The sequence below is a fragment of the Streptomyces sp. NPDC001568 genome (assembly GCF_042893755.1).
Lineage (GTDB): Bacteria > Actinomycetota > Actinomycetes > Streptomycetales > Streptomycetaceae > Streptomyces.
In genome coordinates this window covers 427,898-447,038 of record NZ_JBIAVF010000001.1, presented here as the reverse complement: position 1 = coordinate 447,038, position 19,141 = coordinate 427,898, and the positions used below count along the sequence as shown (strand labels likewise).

Here is a 19,141-nt window from a genome sequence, read left to right as displayed (position 1 = left end):
ATCTCCGTTCCCGGGCACGATCCGAACAGGAGGGGCGGACAGAGCTGTGGAAATCACTGCCGGTGGGCTGCTGGAGATCCGTATCACCCCGGCTGACGTGGGTAAACGAGTCTCTGTACGACGGGTGGAGGAGGAGTCGGGGCGGTCCCCCGTCTTCGCCGACGCCGTAGGGGTTCTCACATCCTGGAACGAGGGTGTGCTCACGATCACACGCAAGGACGGCGTGTCCGTCCACATCCCGGAATCCTCGCTGGTCGCGGGCAAGACGGTGCCTCCGGCGCCGGCCCGGCGCAGGGGGCCCGCGACCTCCTTCGAGGAGCTGGCCCGGATCACGGCGCGGGCCTGGGTGCCCCTGGAGAGCGAGCCGCTCGGTCAGTGGACGTTGCGGGCCGCGGGGGGCTTCACCCGGCGGGCCAACTCCGTCCTGCCGCTCGGCGATCCCGGCATACCCCTGGACGAAGCACTCGGCCGGGTGACCTCCTGGTACGCGGAACGCAGCCTTCCGGCGTACGTGCAGGCCTCGACCGGCTCGGCGGGCACGCAGGAGCTGCTCTGCGCGGAACTGGAACGGCGCGGCTGGGTGAACGAGGTCTCGGCGGAGGTCCGCACCGGTGGCCTGGCCCCGGTCGCCGATCTGGACGCCGACGTGACCGACGTACGCCTGACCCGCGCGCCCGACGAGGCGTGGCTGGGCCGCTACGGCAAGGTCCGGGACCCGGACCTGGCCCGGCGGATGCTCGTGGCGGGTCCCTCCGTGTGGTTCGCCTCCCTCTCCGACGGCCGGGCGGTCGGCCGGTGCGTGGTGGACGGGCGCTGGGCCGGCTTCGCGGCCGTCACGGTCGCACCGGAACACCGGCGGCGGGGTCTGGCCACGGCGGTGATGACGGCGCTGGCCCGGCGGGCGTTGGAGGAGGGCGCCTCCGCGGCGTGGCTCCAGGTGGAGACGGACAACCCCGGGGCGCGGGCGCTGTACGACGGCATGGGCTTCGCGACGCACCACGCGTACCACCACTTCCGGGCCGGGGCGGCTCGATGAGCGCGCGCACGCGGGAGCTGTTCGCGGCGGAGGCCCGGGCGGAGCGGCCCGACCTGGCGCAGCTGTGCCTGTTGCTGGCGGCGGAGGCGGACCCCGAGCTGGACGAACGCGCCATGGACTGGGCGCAGATCGAGCTGGACCGGCTGGCGGGGATGCTGCCGTACGGACTGCGCGGCGGGAAGGCCTGGGCCTCGGCGCTGACGGAGCTGCTGGGTGGCCGGATGGGCTTCCACGGCACCCCGGCGGACTACGACCGGCTCTCCTCCTCCCTGCTGCACGAGGTGCTGCGGCGCCGGCGGGGGCTGCCGATCCTGCTGTCCGTGGTCTGGATGGAGGTGGCGCGGCGGGCGGGCGCGTCCGTGTACGGGCTGGGGCTGCCCGGGCACTTCGTCGTGGGCTTCGGCGACCCGGAGGACGGTGTCGTCGCGGACCCCTTCGCGGGCGGGGCCTCGCTCGGCGCGGGCCCGGCGGAGCTGGCCTCGGGGCCCCGGACGCCGGCCCGGACCTCGGACATCGTGCTGCGGATCCTGAACAACATCCGGGCCTGGGCGTCGGCCCGGCCGGAGCATTCGGCGGTGGCCCTGTGGTCGTTGGACCTGGCGCTGCTGCTGCCCTCGCACCCGGCGGCGCTGCGCTACGAGCGGGCGCGGCTGCTGGTGGAGCGGGGCGCCTTCACCGAGGGCGCGGGCGAACTGGAGGCGTACGCCGAGGTGATGGACGCCGTGGACACCGAGTCGGCGGCCCGCATCCGCGGTGAGGCCGTGTCGGCCCGCGCGCTGCTGAACTGAGTCCACGTGCGGGCGAGCCCCTTCCCCCGGCCGGGGGAAGGGGCTCGCCCGCGCGTCGGCACGGCGGCCGGGCGCGTGCGGTCAGCCGACGTTGGTGTCGATGACCGCGATCCGCTCGGCGGGCGTCTTGCCCTTGAGGGCCTTGCCGAGGGCGCCCGCGACGTCCTCGGGGGTCACGGCGGTCTTCGCGCCGGTGCCCCGCGTGATCATGACTCCGTCGAAGGAGTTCCCGTAGGTGGCCTTGAGGGCCTCCAGGTCGTACTTCTCGACGAGGCGGCCGTCCACGGCCGTCATGCTCAGGATCTTGGGCAGGGACCTGGCGCCGAACGGGAGGGACTTGCCGCCCGCCTTGACCGTCGCGGGGGAGGCCATCGCCGGCTCGGCGAACTCCTTCATCGCCCGGTCCAGTTCGGCCGGGGTGATGGTGGGTTCCCGGGTGGTGACGGGCAGTTCGACGGGGGCGGCCTTGCCGCCGCCGACGAGCGCGCCGAAGGCCTTGCGGACCAGGTCCACCGAACCGTCGACGTCGAGGCCCTCGCCCGCCTTGCCGGGGACCGCGACGGCCTTGCCGGTGTCGAACTTGATGGTCGCCTCGGTGACGCCGCCGGCGCCGCCCGCCAGCTCCTGGAGCGCGTCGCGCAGCTTCTCCTCGTCGACCGGCATCACCGCGTCGGCCGTGCGCTCGACGCCGAAGAGGGTGCCGATGACGGTGACGGGGTTGTAGTCGCTGCCGGCCGCGTTGCGGACGGTGGTCTGCGCGTCGAGGGTGAGCCCGGCCTTCTCCGGCTTCAGCTCGACCTGCTTGCCGCCGACGCTGAGCTGGAGCGGGGTCGCGGCGCGCGTGCCGAAGGCCTTCTCCAGCTTGTTGACGGCCTCGTCGCGGCTGCCGCTGATGTCGACGCCGAGGACGGTGGTGCCCTTGGGAACGTCGGAGTGGTTCAGCAGCAGGCCTGCGCCGTAGGCCAGGCCGACCAGCGCGATGACGCCGCCGCCGAGGAGGACGAGCTTGGAGCGGCCCTTCTTGGCGGGCTTGCCGGCCGGCTTGGCGCCCTTGGTCTGCTTGCCCGCCGGGGGCGCGGGCGGCGTCGGCCGGGTCTGCTTCGGCGGCTGCGGTCCGGGCGGGGGCACCGGTGCGACGGGCCCGGGCGCCGGGGCCGGCGCGCCTCCGGCCTCGGGGCCCGGCCAGCGCGGGGCCTCGTCGGCGTGTACGGGTACGGTCCCCATCGCGGGCCCGCCCGTCGGCCCGGCGGGCTCCGTCCAGGCGGGGAAGGCCTCCGTGACGGGCCCGGCGTCGTACGCCGGGTAGCCCTGCGGCGGCGTACCGACACCGGGGCCGCCGAGGTTCGGGGGCGGCGCGAAGCCCGCCCCGTTGCCGTGCGTCACGGGCGGCTGAGGCATGCCCTGGGCCGCGGGGGGCACGAAGCCGGCGCCGGGGCCCGGTGCGCCGGGTCCGGCCGGAGCGCCCGGTCCGGCCGGGGCACCCGGTCCGGCGGGACGTCCGGGCTCGGAGCCGTAGCTCGCGCCCGGCACGGGTCCCTGGCCGGCGGCGGCCGGCGGCGGGCCGGACTTGCGCGGGGCGAACCAGTTGCTGTTCGCCGCCTCCTCCGGCTCGGCGGGCCCGGGGGCCGGGGGCGCCGGCGGGGTCGGGGCCGGCGCGGCCGGTGGCAGGGCCGAGCGCACGGGCGGCGCGGAACGCACCGGAGCCGGCGCGGGCGCGGCCTGGATCGGCTCGGGCCCGGCGGGCTGACCGGTGTCCCGCACCGGCTTGCGCACGACCACGGGCGGGATCGGCCGCGAACCCGGAATGTTGATCCGGATACGGGTCGTCAGGGTGGTCTCGGTCTTCGGCCCGTCGTTGTCGGGCGTGGACGGGTTCGACGTCACAGGGTTCTCCTCCGGGGCGGTCGCCGCGGCGTCCGTGGACGGGTAGTGGCCGGTTCCGTACGGCGGTGTACCCGAGGGGTAGACGGCTCCACCGTGCCCGTGGGGCCCGGGGGGCGAACTGTCGGTTTCACGACTCAAGGCAGGTTCTCCCGGTTGGCTCCGCCGCCCGTCATACCGTGCGCGGGCAGCTCGGCGGCCCGTCCACCATACTGGCCGTCGCCACCGCACAACTGTCCCCCAGGAATCCCAGGTTCCTCTTGACCCTCCCCGGGGCGCGGTCCGAGGGCCCGTCAAACCCCCTCAAGCCGTCCCCGATCGGAGTCCCGAGGAGTGGGACGGACCGTCAACCCCGCGGTCGCACGGCCGAAACGGGACGGTCCGGGGACAGTCGCATCGTGGCGCAGATCACAGCGATCGCACTACCACCCAAAAGGTATGCGTACATACCGATTCCGGATGAACCGAGCAGGAAATCGCCCTCGGGGCGCGGAAGGCTGAGCACCACGTACGAGAGGAACCAGCCGACCGCCGCCGCGCCCACCCCGATCCCCGTGCCGGTCGAGATCCTGCCGGCGAGGAAGAGCCCGAAGAGGGCCAGCAGCGCGAGCAGCAGCCCGCCGGGGAACCACAGGTCCACCACGAGCCAGCCGGCCGCGCCGGTGAGCGCGCCGAGGACCAGCAGGCCGAGCAGGACGACGATCCGTGCGGGCGTCCAGGCGGTGCTCACGCGTCCACCCCCGCGAAGAGGTCGCGCTCGCGCTGCCCCGCCGGGGCGCCCGGCTCACCGGCGACCAACTCGTAGTACTCGCGGGTGAACAGCGGCTGGGCCAGGTCGTTCGAGAGGGCGAAGAAGGGCCCGTCGACGGCGACCTGGGTGACGTGCGCCCGCATCGCGGCCGCCTTGGCCGCGGCGAAGGCCTCCCCCGCGTCGTCGCCGATCTCGGCGGTGATCCGCCGGTCGGCGACCACCCCGGGGATGTCCTCGGGCGTCGCGACCCCCGCGAAGGGCACCCCGTCCCGGGCCGCGCCGAGCCGGGCGAAGCCCTCGTCGACGACGGAGCGCGGGACGCGGTTCCAGTAGATCTTCCCGATGGCGTGCGGGGCACCCAGCTCCGGCCGGTACCCGGCCTGCTCGGCGAGTTCCGCGGCGCGTACGGCGACGCGGTGGGCCTGGATGTGGTCGGGGTGTCCGTACCCGCCGTCCGGGTCGTACGTGACGAGGACCTGCGGCCGCAGCTCACGGATCACCTCCACGAGGTACCCGGCGGCCTCGTCCAGGTCGGCGGACCAGAAGGCGCCGGGGCGCACGTTCTGGGGCGCGCCCATCATCCCGGAGTCCCGGAAGCGGCCCGGGCCGCCGAGGAAGCGGTGGTCGGCGACCCCGAGCTCCTTCATGGCGGCGGCGAGTTCACCGACGCGGAAGGGGCCCAGCGCGTCCTCACGGTCGGCCGTCAGGTGGGCCAGCTCCGGCGGGATGACCTCGCCCTCCTCGCCGAGGGTGCAGGTCACCAACGCCACGTGGGCGCCCTCGGCCGCGTACTTGGCCATGGTGACGCCGTTGTTGATGGACTCGTCGTCCGGGTGCGCGTGCACGAGGAGCAGCCGGCGGGCGGGAAGACCGTTCATGGGTTCAGCCTACGAGCAGGACCTACAACTTGAGGCCACTGATCATGCTCGCCACGTTGGACGTGAGCTGGCTGAGCGTCGGAGCGATCGTCGAACTCGCCAGGTAGAACCCGAGCAGTACGCAGACGAACGCGTGTCCCGCCTTCAGTCCCGACCTCCGGACCAGAAGGAAGACGACGATCGCCAGCAGCACCACGGCCGAGATCGAGAGTGCCACGGCGGTTCACCTCCACGTCGAGCGGACATCGGTCGCGTATTTCGCGCGCGCGGCGAAGTCGTACCCACCGTGCGCTACGGATCATAACTATCCGTACCAGCGTATCGATCGAATTCCGGCAGCACGAGGGGCGTACGGCGGCCACGGACGGGGGCACGAAAACGCCGGCCGGGGAGGCTGCGCGCCTCCCCGGCCGGCTGTCGGCACCCGCACGGCCGCACCCGCCCAGGGTGCCCGGCCTGTATCTCGGGTCAGAAACGGTCAAGTTGCCCCCGTGTTAAGCGCGTTGTGGTTACGGCGGTCACGGGGGCGCGATCCACGGCCGATGCCGACGGGTGGCCAAAAATGATCGACGGAAGGGGCCCGTCCGGGCGGCCCGCCGGGGTGTCCGGAGCGGGCTTCCCGGGACAGGCCGGGTTAAACCTCAGCCTGGGGCGGCGGGGCGGGCGGCTCCGGGGACGGCGGGACCACCTGCTTCTCGGCCGCGAAGTGACAGGCCGACGGGTGGGCGGCCGGACCCGAGGGGAAGACCGCCGGGACCGCCAGCAGCGGCACCTCCTCGGCGCAACGCGCCTCGGCCTTCCAGCAGCGGGTGCGGAAGCGGCAGCCCGACGGCGGGTTGGCCGGCGAGGGCACGTCCCCGGAGAGGATGATCCGCTCCCGGTGCGCGCGGGCCCGCGGGTCGGGGACGGGGACGGCGGAGAGCAGGGCCTGGGTGTACGGGTGGGTGGGGTGCTCGTAGATCTGGGTGTCGGAACCGATCTCCACGATGCGTCCGAGGTACATGACGCCGACCCGGTCGGAGATGTGGCGGACGATCGAGAGGTCGTGCGCGATGAACACGTACGACAGGTCGAACTCGTTCTGGAGCCGTTCCAGCAGGTTGATCACCTGGGCCTGGACGGAGACGTCCAGGGCGGAGACGGGCTCGTCGGCGACGATGACCTCCGGCCGGAGGGCGAGGCCGCGGGCGATGCCGATGCGCTGGCGCTGGCCGCCGGAGAACTGGTGCGGGTAGCGGTTGATGTACTCCGGGTTCAGACCCACGACGTCGAGGAGGTCCTGGACCTTGCGGCGCCGGTCGCCCTTCGGGGCGACCTCGGGGTGGATCTCGTAGGGCTCGCCGATGATGTCGCCGACCGTCATGCGGGGGTTGAGCGAGGTGTACGGGTCCTGGAACACCATCTGGATGTTGCGGCGGACGGCCTTGAGGGCCTTGCCGGACAGCCGGGTGAGGTCCTCGCCCTTGTACGAGATCGCGCCGGCGGTCGGGCGCTCCAGGTTGACCAGCATCCTCGCGACGGTGGACTTGCCGCAGCCGGACTCGCCCACGATGCCCAGGGTCTCGCCCCGGGCGAGGGCGAAGGAGACCCCGTCGACGGCCTTGACGGCGCCGACCTGCTTGCGGAAGAGGATGCCCTGGGTCAGCGGGTAGTGCTTGACGAGGTCGCGGACCTCCAGGATGGCTTCAGGCACCGAGGCACTCCTTCCAGAAGAAGCACGCGCTCGTCCGGTCCGGGCCCACCTCGGCCAGCGGCGGCACCTCGGCCCGGCAGAGCGGCCGGGCCATGGGGCAGCGCGGGTTGAAGGCGCAGCCGGGCGGGATGGCGAGCAGGTTGGGCGGCAGCCCCTTGATCGCGTAGAGCCCCTGGCCCTTCTGGTCCAGGCGCGGGATCGAGTCGAGCAGGCCCCGGGTGTAGGGATGCGCGGGGGCGCCGTAGATCGCGTGGACCGGGGCGGTCTCGACGATCCGGCCCGCGTACATGACGGCGATCTTGTCGGCCACGTCGGCGACGACGCCGAGGTCGTGCGTGATGAGGATCAGGCCCATGTTGAGTTCGCGCTGGAGCTCGGCGAGCAGGTCCATGACCTGGGCCTGCACGGTGACGTCCAGGGCGGTGGTCGGCTCGTCGGCGATGATCAGGGAGGGTTCCAGGGCCATCGCCATGGCGATCATGATGCGTTGGCGCATGCCGCCGGAGAACTGGTGCGGGTAGTCCCCCACCCGCTGCTTCGCGGCCGGGATCCTGACCCGGTCCATCAGCTCGACGGCCTTGGCGCGGGAGTCCTTGCGGGACATCCCGCGGTGGACCTCGTACATCTCGCCGAGCTGTGCGCCCACGCTGACCACGGGATTGAGGGAGGACAGCGCGTCCTGGAAGATCATGGCCATCCGGGCGCCGCGGATCCGGCGGCGTTCGTCCTCCTTCATCTTCAGCAGGTCCTGGCCCTGGAAGAGGATCTCGCCGCCCGCGATCCGGCCCGGCGGGGTGTCGAGGATTCCCATGATGGCCTGCGCCGTCACGGACTTGCCCGAGCCGGACTCGCCGAGCACGGCGAGGGTCTCGCCCTCGTCGACCGAGTAGTTCACGCCGTTGACGGCCTTCGCGACGCCGTCGCGGGTCTTGAACTCCACGTGCAGGTCGCGGACTTCGAGCAGCATCTGACGGCTCACTCCTCAGCGCAGCTTGGGGTCGAGGGCGTCGCGCACCGCGTCGCCGAGCATGATGAAGGCGAGCACGGTGATGCTGAGCGCGCCCGCGGGATAGAGCAGCATGTGCGGGGCGTTGCGGATCTGCGAGGCGGCGTTGGAGATGTCGATGCCCCACGAGACCGTCGGCGGGCGCAGGCCGACGCCGAGGAACGACAGGGTGGCTTCGAGGGCGATGTAGGTGCCCAGTGCGATGGTGGCGACGACGATGACGGGTGCGACGGCGTTGGGGGCGACGTGCCGCAGCAGCATCCGACCGTTGCCGGCGCCGAGGGCGCGGGCGGCCTGGACGTAGTCGTTCTGTTTGGCGGTGATGACCGAGCCGCGCGCGATGCGGGCGATCTGCGGCCAGCCGAGCAGCACGATGAACCCGACGACGGGCCACACGGTGGTGCTGGTGACCACGGACAGGAACACCAGGCCGCCGAGGACGACGGGGATGCCGAAGAAGATGTCGGCGACCCGGGAGAGGAGCGAGTCCCCCCAGCCCCCGAAGAATCCGGCGAGGCCGCCGAAGACGGAGCCGAGCAGGGCGGCTCCGACGGTCGCGCAGATCCCGACGGTGATGGAGGCGCGGGCCCCGTAGACGGTACGGGTGTAGACGTCGCAGCCCTGGGTGTCGTAGCCGAAGGGGTGGCCCGGGGAGGAACCCTCCTGGGACTTGGACAGGTCGCACTGCAGGGGGTCGCCGCTCGCGATGAGTTGCGGCCAGATGGAGATGACGATGAGGAAGAGGATCAGCAGCGAGGAGACGATGAAGACGGGGTTGCGGCGCAGTTGGTGCCAGGCGTCGGACCACAGGGAGCGGGCCTTCTCGCCGGAACCACCGGGGCCGTCGCTCTTCCCGATGCCCTCGACGCTCTCGGCCTCCTCCAGCGCGAGGTCCATGGCCCCGCCCTGACCGGTGGGTGACATGGCCTCTCCCTCCCGGGGGCCGACGGGGTCGTATCCGCCGGGGTGGTCGGGGCGCTCGGGCTCAGGCATAACGGATCCTCGGGTCCAGGACCGCGTAGAGCAGGTCGACGAGCAGGTTCGCCAGCAGGAAGACGATCACGAGGATGGTCACGAAGCCGACGACGGTCGGGGAGTTGTTGCGCAGGATGCCCTGGTAGAGCTGGTAGCCGACGCCGTGGATGTTGAAGATCCGCTCGGTGACGATGGCGCCGCCCATGAGGGCGCCGATGTCGGTGCCGATGAAGGTGACGACCGGGATCAGGGAGTTGCGCAGCAGGTGCCGGGTGATGACCCGGCGGCGCGGCAGCCCCTTGGCGACGGCGGTGCGGACGTAGTCGGCCTTGACGTTCTCGGCGATGGAGGTGCGCGAGAGGCGGGTGACGTACGCGAGGGAGACCAGGGCGAGGACGATGCCGGGCAGGATCAGCTCGCTGAACGGCGCGTCCGGGGAGACCGTGGGCCGCACCCAGCCCCATTTGACGCCGAAGAGGTACTGGAGCAGGTAGCCGGTCACGAAGGTGGGCACCGAGATGACGACGAGGGTGAGGACCAGGACCGTGGTGTCGGTGGCCCTGCCGCGGCGCAGGCCGCTGACGACGCCGAGGGTGATGCCGACGAGGACCTCGATGACGATGGCGACGATGGTCAGGCGCAGGGTGACGGGGAAGGAGCTCGCCATCAGCTCGGTGACGGGCTGCCCGTTGAAAGCGGTGCCGAAGTCGCCCTGGAAGATCTGGCCCATGTAGTGGAGGTACTGCTTCCACAGGGGTTGGTCGAGGTACAGGTCCTTGCGGATGCGGGCCGCGGTGGCCGGGTCCGGTGCCTTGTCGCCGAAGAGGGCGGCCACCGGATCGCCGAGCGCGTACACCATGAAGAAGATCAGGAACGTGCTGCCGATGAACACGGGGATCATCTGGAGCAGCCGCCGGATCACGTAACGTCCCATGGAATGCTCCATGCTGTCGGTGGGCGCGGCGGGCCTCCCCCGCCCCGGGGGCGGTGGGAGGCCCGGTTCGATCCGTCGGGGGCGGTCAGGTGACCTTGATCTGGTCGTACACGGGAACGCTGAACTGGTTCAGGGCCACGTCGGAGAGGCGCTCGGAGTAGCCGGCGCTGCCGTTCTGGTACCAGAGCGGGATGGACGGCATCTGCTCGGCGAGGATCTTCTCCGCGTCCCGGAAGATCGCGGTCGCCTTCGTGGCGTCGTTCTCCTTGTTGGCGTCGTCGATGAGCTTGTCGAAGTCCGGGTTGCTGAACTTCCCGTAGTTGGAGGAGGCGCCGGTGTAGTAGAGCGGCTCCAGGAAGTTCTGGATCAGCGGGTAGTCGGCCTGCCAGCCGGAGCGGAAGGGGCCGGTGAGCTTGAAGGAGCTCTGCTGGTTGCGGAAGTCCGCGAAGGTGCCGACCGGGTTGACCGTGCAGACGGGACCCTCGCCGAGCGCGTTGTTGACGCTGTTGCAGACGGCGTCCATCCAGTCGCGGTGCGAGCCGGTGTCCACGTTGGAGGTCAGCGTGACCTTGCCGCCGGGGAGCCCGCCGCCCTCCTGGATGAGCTTCTTCGCCTGGGCCGGGTCGTAGACGCAGCCGTCCCCGCAGGCGGTGGAGGAGAAGCCGCCCGCCTCGCCGAGGGCCGGGGAGGTCCAGTCCTTGGCCGGGGTGCGGGTCTCGCGGAAGATCTGCTTGGTGATCTCGTCGCGGTTGATCGCCATGGAGATGCCGCGGCGGACCTTCTCCATGCCCTCCTTGCCCCACTGCGGGTCGTACAGCGGGAAGGTGAGGGTCTGGATGATCAGCGCCGGCTGGTTGATGTACCGGTCGCCCAGGTCGTCCTTGACCTTCTTCAGCTGCTGCGCCGGGACGTCGTCGACGAGGTCGAGGTTGCCGGAGATCAGGTCGGTGTAGGCCGTGTTGTTGTCGGTGTACACCTTGAGGTCGACGCCGCTGTTCTGCGCCTTGTCCGCGCCCGGGTACCCCTCCCACGTGCGCAGCTTCATGCCGGTGCCCTTGGTGTACGAGTCCACCGTGTACGGGCCGTTGCCGACGGGCTTGGCGAGCCAGCCGGAGTGGTCGGTGAAGAAGGCCTTCGGCAGCGGGGAGAAGGCCTGGTAGCCGAGGGTCTCGGGCCAGGTGGAGAACTTCTCCTTGAGGGCGACGGTGAAGGTCTTGGGGTCCTTGACGACCAGCCCGGACATGGTCTTCGTCTTCGGCTCGCCGGAGGCCGGGTGCACGTCGTCGTAGCCGACGATGTCGGAGAAGAACGGCGAGTTGTTCTGCTTGTTGCGGACGTCGGCCCCGTAGTTCCAGGCGTCCACGAAGGACTGGGCGGTGACCGGCTCGTCGTTGCTGAACTTCCAGCCGTCCTTCAGCGTGACGGTGAAGTTCTGGCTGTCGGTGGTCTCGATCTTCTCGGCGAGCATGTTCTTGGCCTCGCCGGTCTTCGCGTCGTACCGCTTGAGACCGCGGAACAGCATGTCGAGGACCTTGCCGCCCTGCACCTCGTTGGTGTTGGCGGGCTCCAGCGGGTTCTGCGGGTCACCCCACGAGGAGCTGACGATCCCCGCGCCACCGCCCGCGTCCCCCCCGTCGCTGCCACCGCCGCAGGCCGTCACCGTGAGGGCGACGGCCGCCGCGCATGCGGCCCACTTGACGTGGGTGGCTCCGCGCATGGAGTGCCTCCTATGGGTCCCGGACTCGCTTAGGGCCCACTGTCACCCTCCGCACGGCCCCCTACACTCCCGTTCGACCGATTGCACCCGCACGTCCCGCCGCTGTCACCCCTGCGGGTGCATGGGCAGCTCCCAGGTGTCGACCGCGTAGTGCAGCGCCATGCCGTGCGCCTCGTACAGCGCGAGGGCGCCCGTCTCGTTGTGGGTGTCGACGCCCAGGCCCACCGTCCGCCGGCCGCGGGCCGCGTAGGCGGCGAAGCCGTGGCGCAGCAGGTGGCCGCCGATGCCGCGACCCCGGAGGTCGGCGCGGACTCCGATGTGGCTGAGCCAGCCCATGCTGGTGCGGTCGTTCCGGGTGAGGAGCACGCCGACGTCGCCCTCGGCGGGCAGCGAGGCGATCCACACCAGTGACCAGTCGAGGTCGCGGGCGTCGAGGTGGTCCAACCAGGGCTCGTACGCCCGCTCCACGTGTCCGAAGTGCGCGGCGAAGGTCTCCTCGACGAGGGCGTGGGCCCGGCGCCGGTCGACCTCGTCGGCCGCGCAGTCGCGCAGGGCGAGCCCGGCGGGCGGGGCGGGCGACAGGTCGGTGTCCGGGGCGGTGTCGGCATCCGGGCCGAGGGCGCGGGTCATCACCTGGTGGCGGCGGATCGTGCGGTAACCGCGCTTCCTGAGCAGGCCGAGGTCGAGGGTGGGCTTCACGTTGAGCTGGATCCGCAGGCGGGCCTTCGGGGACCCGGCCGCGAGGGTGGCCGCCCGGGCCTCCATCAGCGTCAGCAGTCGCAGGGCGGCCTCGTCCTCGCCGGGCAGGACGTAGTGGTCGCCGTCGACGCGACCCGGCCCGGAGTCGGCCCAGACCAGGGCGTAGGCGACGAGCCGGCCGGCGCGGAAGGCCAGCCAGGAGTCGACGGCCAGGTCCACGTCGGGGTGGTTCAGGTCGGCCTCGACCGTGCCCAGGTCCGTCTCGGGTCTGCCGATCTCGATGACGTCGACGGCGTTGAGCAGTGCGCAGATGTCGGACGCGTCCCCGGGCCCCGCCGGACGGACGGTCAGCAAGTCGGTCATCCGACCACTCTCGACGCCGCCGGGGGCCGGCCGCAACCGGCTTTGTCCCGGCGACGACGGCCGGGACGCGAAGGGCCCCGCCCCGAACACCGGAACGCCCGGCACCGGAGGATTCCGGTGCCGGGCGCCCCTTGCGTCCGCGGCCGTGGCCGCCGCGCGGGGTCAGACGGGCAGGACCGCCCGCTCCTCCGCGAAGTGGCACGCCGACTCGTGCGCGGCCGGGGTGTCCACGCCGGTGAACCGGGTCGGGATCGCCAGCAGCGGCTCCTCCTCGGCGCAGCGCGCCTCGGCCTTCCAGCAGCGGGTGCGGAAGCGGCAGCCCGACGGCGGGTTGGCCGGCGAGGGGACGTCACCGGTGAGGATGATCCGGTCGCGGCCCTCGCGGGCCTCCGGGTCCGGCACGGGCACGGCGGAGAGCAGTGCCTGCGTGTACGGGTGGGTCGGGTGCTCGTAGATCTCCGCGTCGGAGCCGATCTCGGCCATCTTGCCCAGGTACATGACGCCCACGCGGTCCGAGATGTGCCGGACGATCGAGAGGTCGTGCGCGATGAACACGTAGGACAGGTTGAACTCGTCCTGCAGCTTGCCCATCAGGTTGATGACCTGCGCCTGCACCGACACGTCGAGCGCGGAGACCGGCTCGTCGCAGATGATGATCTCCGGGTTGAGCGCGAGGCCGCGGGCGATGCCGATGCGCTGGCGCTGGCCGCCGGAGAACTGGTGCGGGTAGCGGTTGATGTACTCCGGGTTCAGACCCACGACGTCCAGGAGTTCCTGGACCTTGCGGCGCCGGTCGCCCTTGGGAGCCACCTCGGGGTGGATCTCGTAGGGCTCGCCGATGATGTCGCCGACCGTCATGCGGGGGTTGAGCGAGGTGTACGGGTCCTGGAACACCATCTGGATGTTGCGGCGGACGGCCTTGAGGGCCTTGCCGGACAGCCGGGTGATGTCCTGGCCCTTGTAGAAGACCTCGCCCGCGGTGGCCTTCTCCAGGCTCATCAGCAGCTTGGCGACGGTGGACTTGCCACAACCGGACTCGCCGACGATGCCGAGGGTCTCGCCCTGGTACAGGTCGAAGGAGACGCCGTCCACGGCCTTGACCGCGCCGACCTGCTTCTTGAACAGGATGCCCTGGGTCAGCGGGAAGTGCTTGACCAGGTTGCGCACCTGAAGGATCGGCTCACCCTTGGGCTTGGTGAGGTCAGCCATGGATCTGCTCCTTCCAGAAGTGGCACGCGCTGCCGCGGCCGGGCAGCTCGGTGCCGTCCTGCTCGGTCACCTGGTGCAGCACGGGTACGTCCGTGCGGCAGATGTCCTGAGCCTTGGGGCAGCGCGGGTTGAAGGCGCAGCCCGAGGGGATGGCGAGCAGGTTGGGCGGCAGGCCCTTGATCGCGTAGAGCTCCTGGCCCTTCTGGTCCAGGCGCGGGATCGAGTCGAGCAGGCCGCGGGTGTAAGGGTGCGCGGGGCGCTTGTAGATCTCGTGGACCGGGGCGTTCTCGACGATCCGGCCGCCGTACATGACGGCGATCTTGTCCGCGACGTCGGCGACGACGCCGAGGTCGTGGGTGATCAGGATCAGGCCCATGTTCATCTCGCGCTGGAGTTCCGCGAGGAGGTCCATGACCTGGGCCTGGACCGTCACGTCGAGGGCCGTGGTCGGCTCGTCGGCGATGATCAGGTCGGGCTCCAGGGCCATCGCCATGGCGATCATGATGCGCTGGCGCATGCCGCCGGAGAACTGGTGCGGGTAGTCACCCACGCGCGCCTTGGCGGCGGGGATCTTCACCCGGTCCATGAGCTCGATGGCCTTGGCCGTCGAGTCCTTCTTGGACATGCCGCGGTGCACCCGGAACATCTCGCCGAGCTGGGCGCCGACGGTGTGCACGGGGTTCAGCGAGGACAGCGCGTCCTGGAAGATCATGGCGATCTTCGAGCCGCGGACCTTGCGGAACTCCTCGGTCGACAGCTTGAGCAGGTCGGTGCCCTGGAAAAGGATCTCGCCCTGCGGGATCTTGCCGGGGGGCATGTCGAGGATGCCCATGATGGCCTGCGCCGTCACGGACTTGCCCGAGCCGGACTCGCCGAGGACGGCGAGGGTCTCGCCGGCGTTCACCGAGTACGAGACGCCGTTGACGGCCTTGGCCACGCCGTCGCGGGTGTGGAACTCGACGTGCAGGTCGCGCACGTCCAGCAGGGGGGTGTTGCCCTCCGGCGCCGATCGGGGCGCGGGGACGTTCGAGGTCTTGTCGATGATGGTCAACGTACGCCCTTCCTCAGCGCAGCTTCGGGTCGAGGGCGTCGCGCACCGCGTCGCCGACCATGATGAACGCGAGCACGGTGATGCTCAGCGCGATGGCCGGGAAGAGGAGCACGTGAGGTGCCTGCAGCCAGCGGACGGAGGCGTCGCTGACCATCAGGCCCCAGGAGATGCCGGGCGGCTGGACGCCGATGCCGAGGTACGACAGCGCGGACTCCGCGCCGATGTACACACCGAGGCTGATCGCACCGACCACGATGACGGGCGCGATCGCGTTGGGCAGGATGTGCCGCAGCGTGATGCGCATCGTGCCGGCGCCCAGTGCGCGGGCGGCGACGACGTAGTCGTTGTTCTTGTTCTGCAGCACCGACGAACGCATGATGCGGAAGATCTGCGGCCAACCCAGGGTGGCCAGCACGACGGAGACCGTCCAGGCGTTGCCCTTGCCGAGACCCGACATGATCAGCATGCCGCCGAGGAGCAGCGGGATGGCGAAGAAGATCTCGGTGAAGCGGGACAGGATGCTGTCGACGAATCCACCGATCCAGCCGGCGATGAGGCCGAGCGCGCCACCGACGACGACCACCAGGGTGGTCGTGACGATGCCGACGATGATCGAGTTGCGGGCGGCCCACACGGTGCGCGTGTAGACGTCGCAGCCCTGGACGTCGAAGCCGAACCAGTGCTCGGCGCTCGGCTTCTTGAGCGAGTCCTGCAGCTTGCACGCGCCGGCCTCGAAGGGGCTGCCGGGCGTGAACCACTGCGGGACCGCGGAGAGCACGAGCAGGATGAGGACGAGCGCGCCACCGATCAGGAAGATCGGGTTGCGGCGGAGGTCGGAGACGGCGTCGGACCAGAGGCTGGCCTCGCGCTCCTTCTTCGGCTTGCCGTGGCCGGGCTTGCCCGCGGCCGGTCCGCTCGCGGAGGGAGCTTCGGCGGTCTGGGTGTCGGTCAACTCATCCCCCACCGTAGTTGTGTCACGCATAGCGGATCCTCGGGTCGAGCACTGCGTAGAGCAGGTCCACGATCAGGTTGGCGACGAGGTACACGATGATCAGGAGCGAGACGACGCCCACGATCACGGTGCCCTCCTTGCGGTACACCGACTCGGCCAACAGGCCGCCGATCCCGTGGATGTTGAAGATCTTCTCGGTGATGACCGCGCCGCCCATCAGGGCTCCGAGGTCGGCGCCGAGGAAGGTGACGATCGGGATGAGGGCGTTGCGCAGACCGTGGTTGACGACGACGCGGCGACGGGGCAGACCCTTCGCGGTCGCGGTGCGCACGTAGTCCGAGCGCATGGTCTCCATCATCGACGTACGGGTCAGTCGGGCCACGTACGCGAGCGAGGTCGAGGCGAGTACCAGCGCCGGGAGGAGGTAGGCGCGGATGCCGTCGTTCTCGTTGAAGGAGACGGAGAAGAAGTCGATGCCCCAGCTGTTCTTGAGCTGGACGCCCAGCGTCAGCTGGAGGACGAACCCGCTCACGAAGACCGGGACCGAGATGACGAGCAGGGTGGAGAGCAGGACGAGCTGGTCGAGGAACTTGCCCCGGCGCAGGGCGGCCATGATGCCGGCGGTGACGCCGACGGCGGCCTCGATGACGAACGCGACGATCGCGAGGTTCATCGTGTAGGGGAAGGCTTCGGTGATCTTGTCCCAGACGGAGCGTCCGGTCAGGGTCTCGCCGAAGTTGCCCTGGAACAGGTTGGTTATGTAGTTCCAGTACTGCGACAGGAACGAGTCGTCGAGGTGGTACTTCTCGCGAAGCATCGCCGCGACGATCGGGTCCGCCTTCTTCTCGCCGGCGAGTGCCTGGATGGGGTCACCGGGGAGTTTGAACGCGAGCCAGTAGATGAGGAACGTGGCACCGATCAGGACAGGGATCGCCTGTATGAGTCGGCGGATGAGGTAGCGGCCCATCAGACCTCCAGCAAGAACAGGGGGAAAGGGCAGGCAGGCGGAGACCTGCCTCCGCCTGCCCGCCCCCGGGTTCCCCTAAGTGAAGAGGGGTGTTAGTTGAGTTCGACGTTCGCCAGGTCCATGCGGCCCTGGGCGTCGACCTGAACGTTCTTCACGGACTTGGAGTAGGCCGCAGAAGACATGTACGTGAAGACCGGGATGTACGGAAGGTCGCGGATGATGATGTCATCGGCCTTCTGGTACAGCTTCAGGCCCTCGGCCGGGTCGGTGGCCTTGTCGGCCTCCGCCATCAGGGCCTCGAACTCGTCGTTCTTGTAGTGGCCGTAGTTGGAGCCGTTCTCGATCGCGACCTTCGAGAAGATCGGACGGAGGTAGTTCTCCGCCGCCGGGTAGTCCATGGACCACGCCATGCGGAAGGCGCCCTTGTACTTCGAGGCACCGAGGTCGTCCAGCAGCTCACCGAACTTGGCGTACGGCTTGGTGGTGACGTCCACGCCGAGGTTGGCCTTCAGCTGGTTCGCGACGGCCTCGATCCACTCCTTGTGGCCGCCGTCGGCGTTGTAGCCGAGCTCCATCTTGTTGCCGGGGACCCCGCCGGCCTTGGTGAAGATCTCCTTGGCCTTGGTCGGGTTGTACGTCCCGACCTCGCCCAGGGCACCCTTGCGGTAGCCCGGGATGATCGGGCTGATGAAGTCGTCGGCCGGCTTGCGGGTGCCGTTGAAGATGGTCTTCGTGATGGCGTCCCGGTCGATGGCCATGGAGATGGCCTGACGGATCTCCACCTTGCCGTACGTCTCGGGGTTCTGCTCCAGCGGGAGACCGAGGTAGCCGACGCCCGACTCGGGCTTGTACAGGTACCGGTCGCCGAACTCCTGCGAGACGTTGGCCATCGCGGAGATCGGGAGCTTGTCGACGATCTGGAGGTTGTCGGCGCGCAGGTCGTTGTACGCCGTGTCCAGGTTGTCGTAGATCTTGAAGGTGACGCCGGACAGCTTGGCGCGACCCTCGGCCGGGTACTTGTCGTACCGCTTGACCTTGATCTGCTTGTTGTGCTCCCAGGCGCCGTCCATCTGGAAGGCGCCGTTGCCGATCGGAGCCTCGCCGAACTTCTTCGGGTCGGCCTCGAACGCCTTCGGCAGCGGGTAGAAGGCGTTGTAGCCCAGCATCGTCTTGAACTGGGAGAAGGCTTCCTTCAGCGTGACGGTGAAGGTCTTCTCGTCAACGACCTTCAGGCCCTTGAGCTCCTTGGAGGTGGGCTTCTTGTCCTTGCCCGGCGCGAGCTCGTCGGAGCCCTCGATCTTCGAGAAGAACGGCAGGCCCTCGGCCGCGTTGTCCTGGTTGGCACCCCAGTTCCAGGCGCGGACGAACGACTGGGCGTCGACCTTCTCGCCGTTGTGGAAGGTGTAGCCGTCCTTGATCTTGATGGTCCAGGTCTTCGAGTCCGTGGTGTCGATGGACTCCGCGACCGCGAGCTTGGGCTCGTTGGTCTTGTTGTCGTAGTCGACCAGACCGGTGAAGAGCGCGTTGAGGACCTCGGCGCCCTCGGACTCGGCGGTGTTCTGACCCACCAGGCCGTGCTGCGGCTCGCCGAGCAGCACGGTGATGCTGCCACCCTCGCCGCCCGCGTTGTCCTTGCTGGTGCTGCAAGCCGTGGCGGCCATCGCCACGATGACGGCACCCGCGACCCACTTGGCGCTCGTTGCTCCGCGCATGGGTAATTGCCTCCTCAGGAGTCACTGTCGATTCGTGAAGGACCCGGCTCCGCTGACACCCCTGACAGCGAAATCCGGTCCCATCGTGTGTGCTCGTGAGTCGACGCTCCCCACAGCGTGTGACCCATTGACCCGAGCTCAATGGAGCCATCCTCGGGGACACCCAGACCGTAAACCACACTTAAGTGGTCTCGTTTTCACAACATCACCTCATGTCGAAAACCCGATATCCGGACAAACGGATATGAGACAGACACGTGCGAAACGGACTGTTAGCCCACCTTCCGGAGTGTCACGGTCGGAATGCGGACACCAGAACGCAACAATCCGCTTGACAAACGCGAACGGCCCCTCCCCTCGCCGACCGGGCGAGGGGAGGGGCCGTTTCCAGCCGTACGACTTTTCGACAGTCGATCGGCCGGCCAGGCTCCCGCTGCGGTACCGCGCTGACGGTACGACAGCACCCCGGAACCCTCTCGGGGTTCACCGGGGCACCACCGCGGCCGGCTACCGCCGGCCGCGCCTGCTG

The 19,141-nt window shown here is 70.0% G+C and carries 17 protein-coding genes; 2 read left to right on the top strand and 15 right to left on the bottom strand.

What is annotated here, in order from left to right; all coding sequences use genetic code 11:
- The first annotated feature begins 46 nt into the window (after window positions 1–46).
- Window positions 47–1,036, top strand: coding sequence for a GNAT family N-acetyltransferase (locus ACFY0I_RS02135; RefSeq protein WP_388888868.1), 990 nt, complete (start codon window positions 47–49; stop codon window positions 1,034–1,036).
- The gene (locus ACFY0I_RS02130; protein ID WP_388888866.1) at window positions 1,033–1,824 is read left to right on the top strand and encodes a tetratricopeptide repeat protein; all 792 of its coding nucleotides are present in this window, start codon (window positions 1,033–1,035) and stop codon (window positions 1,822–1,824) included. Before ACFY0I_RS02135 ends, ACFY0I_RS02130 begins: the two co-directional genes overlap by 4 nt.
- Before the next feature lie 81 nt (window positions 1,825–1,905).
- Here the strand turns inward: ACFY0I_RS02130 and ACFY0I_RS02125 are convergent, their stop codons facing one another.
- The 15 genes from ACFY0I_RS02125 to ACFY0I_RS02055 all read right to left on the bottom strand — a co-directional run bounded on the left by ACFY0I_RS02125 (window position 1,906) and on the right by ACFY0I_RS02055 (window position 18,612).
- Window positions 1,906–3,708 carry a hypothetical protein gene (locus tag ACFY0I_RS02125; RefSeq protein WP_388888863.1) on the bottom strand — a complete coding sequence of 601 codons (1,803 nt, stop codon included), beginning with the start codon at window positions 3,706–3,708 and terminating at the stop codon, window positions 1,906–1,908.
- A 343-nt stretch (window positions 3,709–4,051) separates the two neighbouring features.
- Window positions 4,052–4,435 carry a DUF6113 family protein gene (locus tag ACFY0I_RS02120; protein ID WP_388888860.1) on the bottom strand — a complete coding sequence of 128 codons (384 nt, stop codon included), beginning with the start codon at window positions 4,433–4,435 and terminating at the stop codon, window positions 4,052–4,054.
- Window positions 4,432–5,334, bottom strand: a complete 903-nt coding sequence (gene mshB / locus ACFY0I_RS02115; RefSeq protein WP_388888857.1) for an N-acetyl-1-D-myo-inositol-2-amino-2-deoxy-alpha-D-glucopyranoside deacetylase — start codon at window positions 5,332–5,334, stop codon at window positions 4,432–4,434. Before mshB ends, ACFY0I_RS02120 begins: the two co-directional genes overlap by 4 nt.
- Before the next feature lie 22 nt (window positions 5,335–5,356).
- The gene (locus ACFY0I_RS02110) at window positions 5,357–5,551 is read right to left on the bottom strand and encodes a hypothetical protein (protein WP_030226073.1); all 195 of its coding nucleotides are present in this window, start codon (window positions 5,549–5,551) and stop codon (window positions 5,357–5,359) included.
- 417 nt (window positions 5,552–5,968) lie between these two features.
- Entirely contained in the window at window positions 5,969–7,027 is a 1,059-nt protein-coding gene (locus ACFY0I_RS02105) for an ABC transporter ATP-binding protein (RefSeq protein ID WP_388888852.1), read from the bottom strand.
- A complete protein-coding gene (locus tag ACFY0I_RS02100; RefSeq protein WP_388888849.1) occupies window positions 7,020–7,994 on the bottom strand; it encodes an ABC transporter ATP-binding protein in 975 nt (324 codons plus the stop codon). The genes ACFY0I_RS02105 and ACFY0I_RS02100 overlap by 8 nt, the downstream gene beginning before the upstream one ends.
- Window positions 7,995–8,009: 15 nt before the next feature.
- Window positions 8,010–9,026 (bottom strand): ABC transporter permease, encoded by a 1,017-nt coding sequence (locus ACFY0I_RS02095; RefSeq protein WP_388888847.1) that lies wholly within the window; start codon window positions 9,024–9,026, stop codon window positions 8,010–8,012.
- Complete coding sequence (locus tag ACFY0I_RS02090) at window positions 9,019–9,942, bottom strand: ABC transporter permease (RefSeq protein WP_388888844.1); 924 nt, start codon at window positions 9,940–9,942, stop codon at window positions 9,019–9,021. Before ACFY0I_RS02090 ends, ACFY0I_RS02095 begins: the two co-directional genes overlap by 8 nt.
- Window positions 9,943–10,027: 85 nt before the next feature.
- On the bottom strand, window positions 10,028–11,659 hold the full coding sequence (locus tag ACFY0I_RS02085) for an ABC transporter substrate-binding protein (RefSeq protein ID WP_388888842.1): 1,632 nt from the start codon (window positions 11,657–11,659) through the stop codon (window positions 10,028–10,030).
- Window positions 11,660–11,764: 105 nt separating this feature from the next.
- A complete protein-coding gene (locus tag ACFY0I_RS02080; protein ID WP_388888840.1) occupies window positions 11,765–12,721 on the bottom strand; it encodes a GNAT family N-acetyltransferase in 957 nt (318 codons plus the stop codon).
- A 162-nt stretch (window positions 12,722–12,883) separates the two neighbouring features.
- Window positions 12,884–13,930, bottom strand: a complete 1,047-nt coding sequence (locus tag ACFY0I_RS02075; RefSeq protein ID WP_362877436.1) for a dipeptide ABC transporter ATP-binding protein — start codon at window positions 13,928–13,930, stop codon at window positions 12,884–12,886.
- The gene (locus tag ACFY0I_RS02070; RefSeq protein ID WP_281209516.1) at window positions 13,923–14,981 is read right to left on the bottom strand and encodes an ABC transporter ATP-binding protein; all 1,059 of its coding nucleotides are present in this window, start codon (window positions 14,979–14,981) and stop codon (window positions 13,923–13,925) included. Before ACFY0I_RS02070 ends, ACFY0I_RS02075 begins: the two co-directional genes overlap by 8 nt.
- A 13-nt stretch (window positions 14,982–14,994) precedes the next feature.
- A complete protein-coding gene (locus ACFY0I_RS02065; protein WP_281209515.1) occupies window positions 14,995–15,963 on the bottom strand; it encodes an ABC transporter permease in 969 nt (322 codons plus the stop codon).
- On the bottom strand, window positions 15,956–16,900 hold the full coding sequence (locus tag ACFY0I_RS02060) for an ABC transporter permease (RefSeq protein WP_281209514.1): 945 nt from the start codon (window positions 16,898–16,900) through the stop codon (window positions 15,956–15,958). The genes ACFY0I_RS02065 and ACFY0I_RS02060 overlap by 8 nt, the downstream gene beginning before the upstream one ends.
- A gap of 92 nt (window positions 16,901–16,992) precedes the next feature.
- A complete protein-coding gene (locus ACFY0I_RS02055; RefSeq protein WP_388888835.1) occupies window positions 16,993–18,612 on the bottom strand; it encodes an ABC transporter substrate-binding protein in 1,620 nt (539 codons plus the stop codon).
- Window positions 18,613–19,141: the final 529 nt, after the last annotated feature.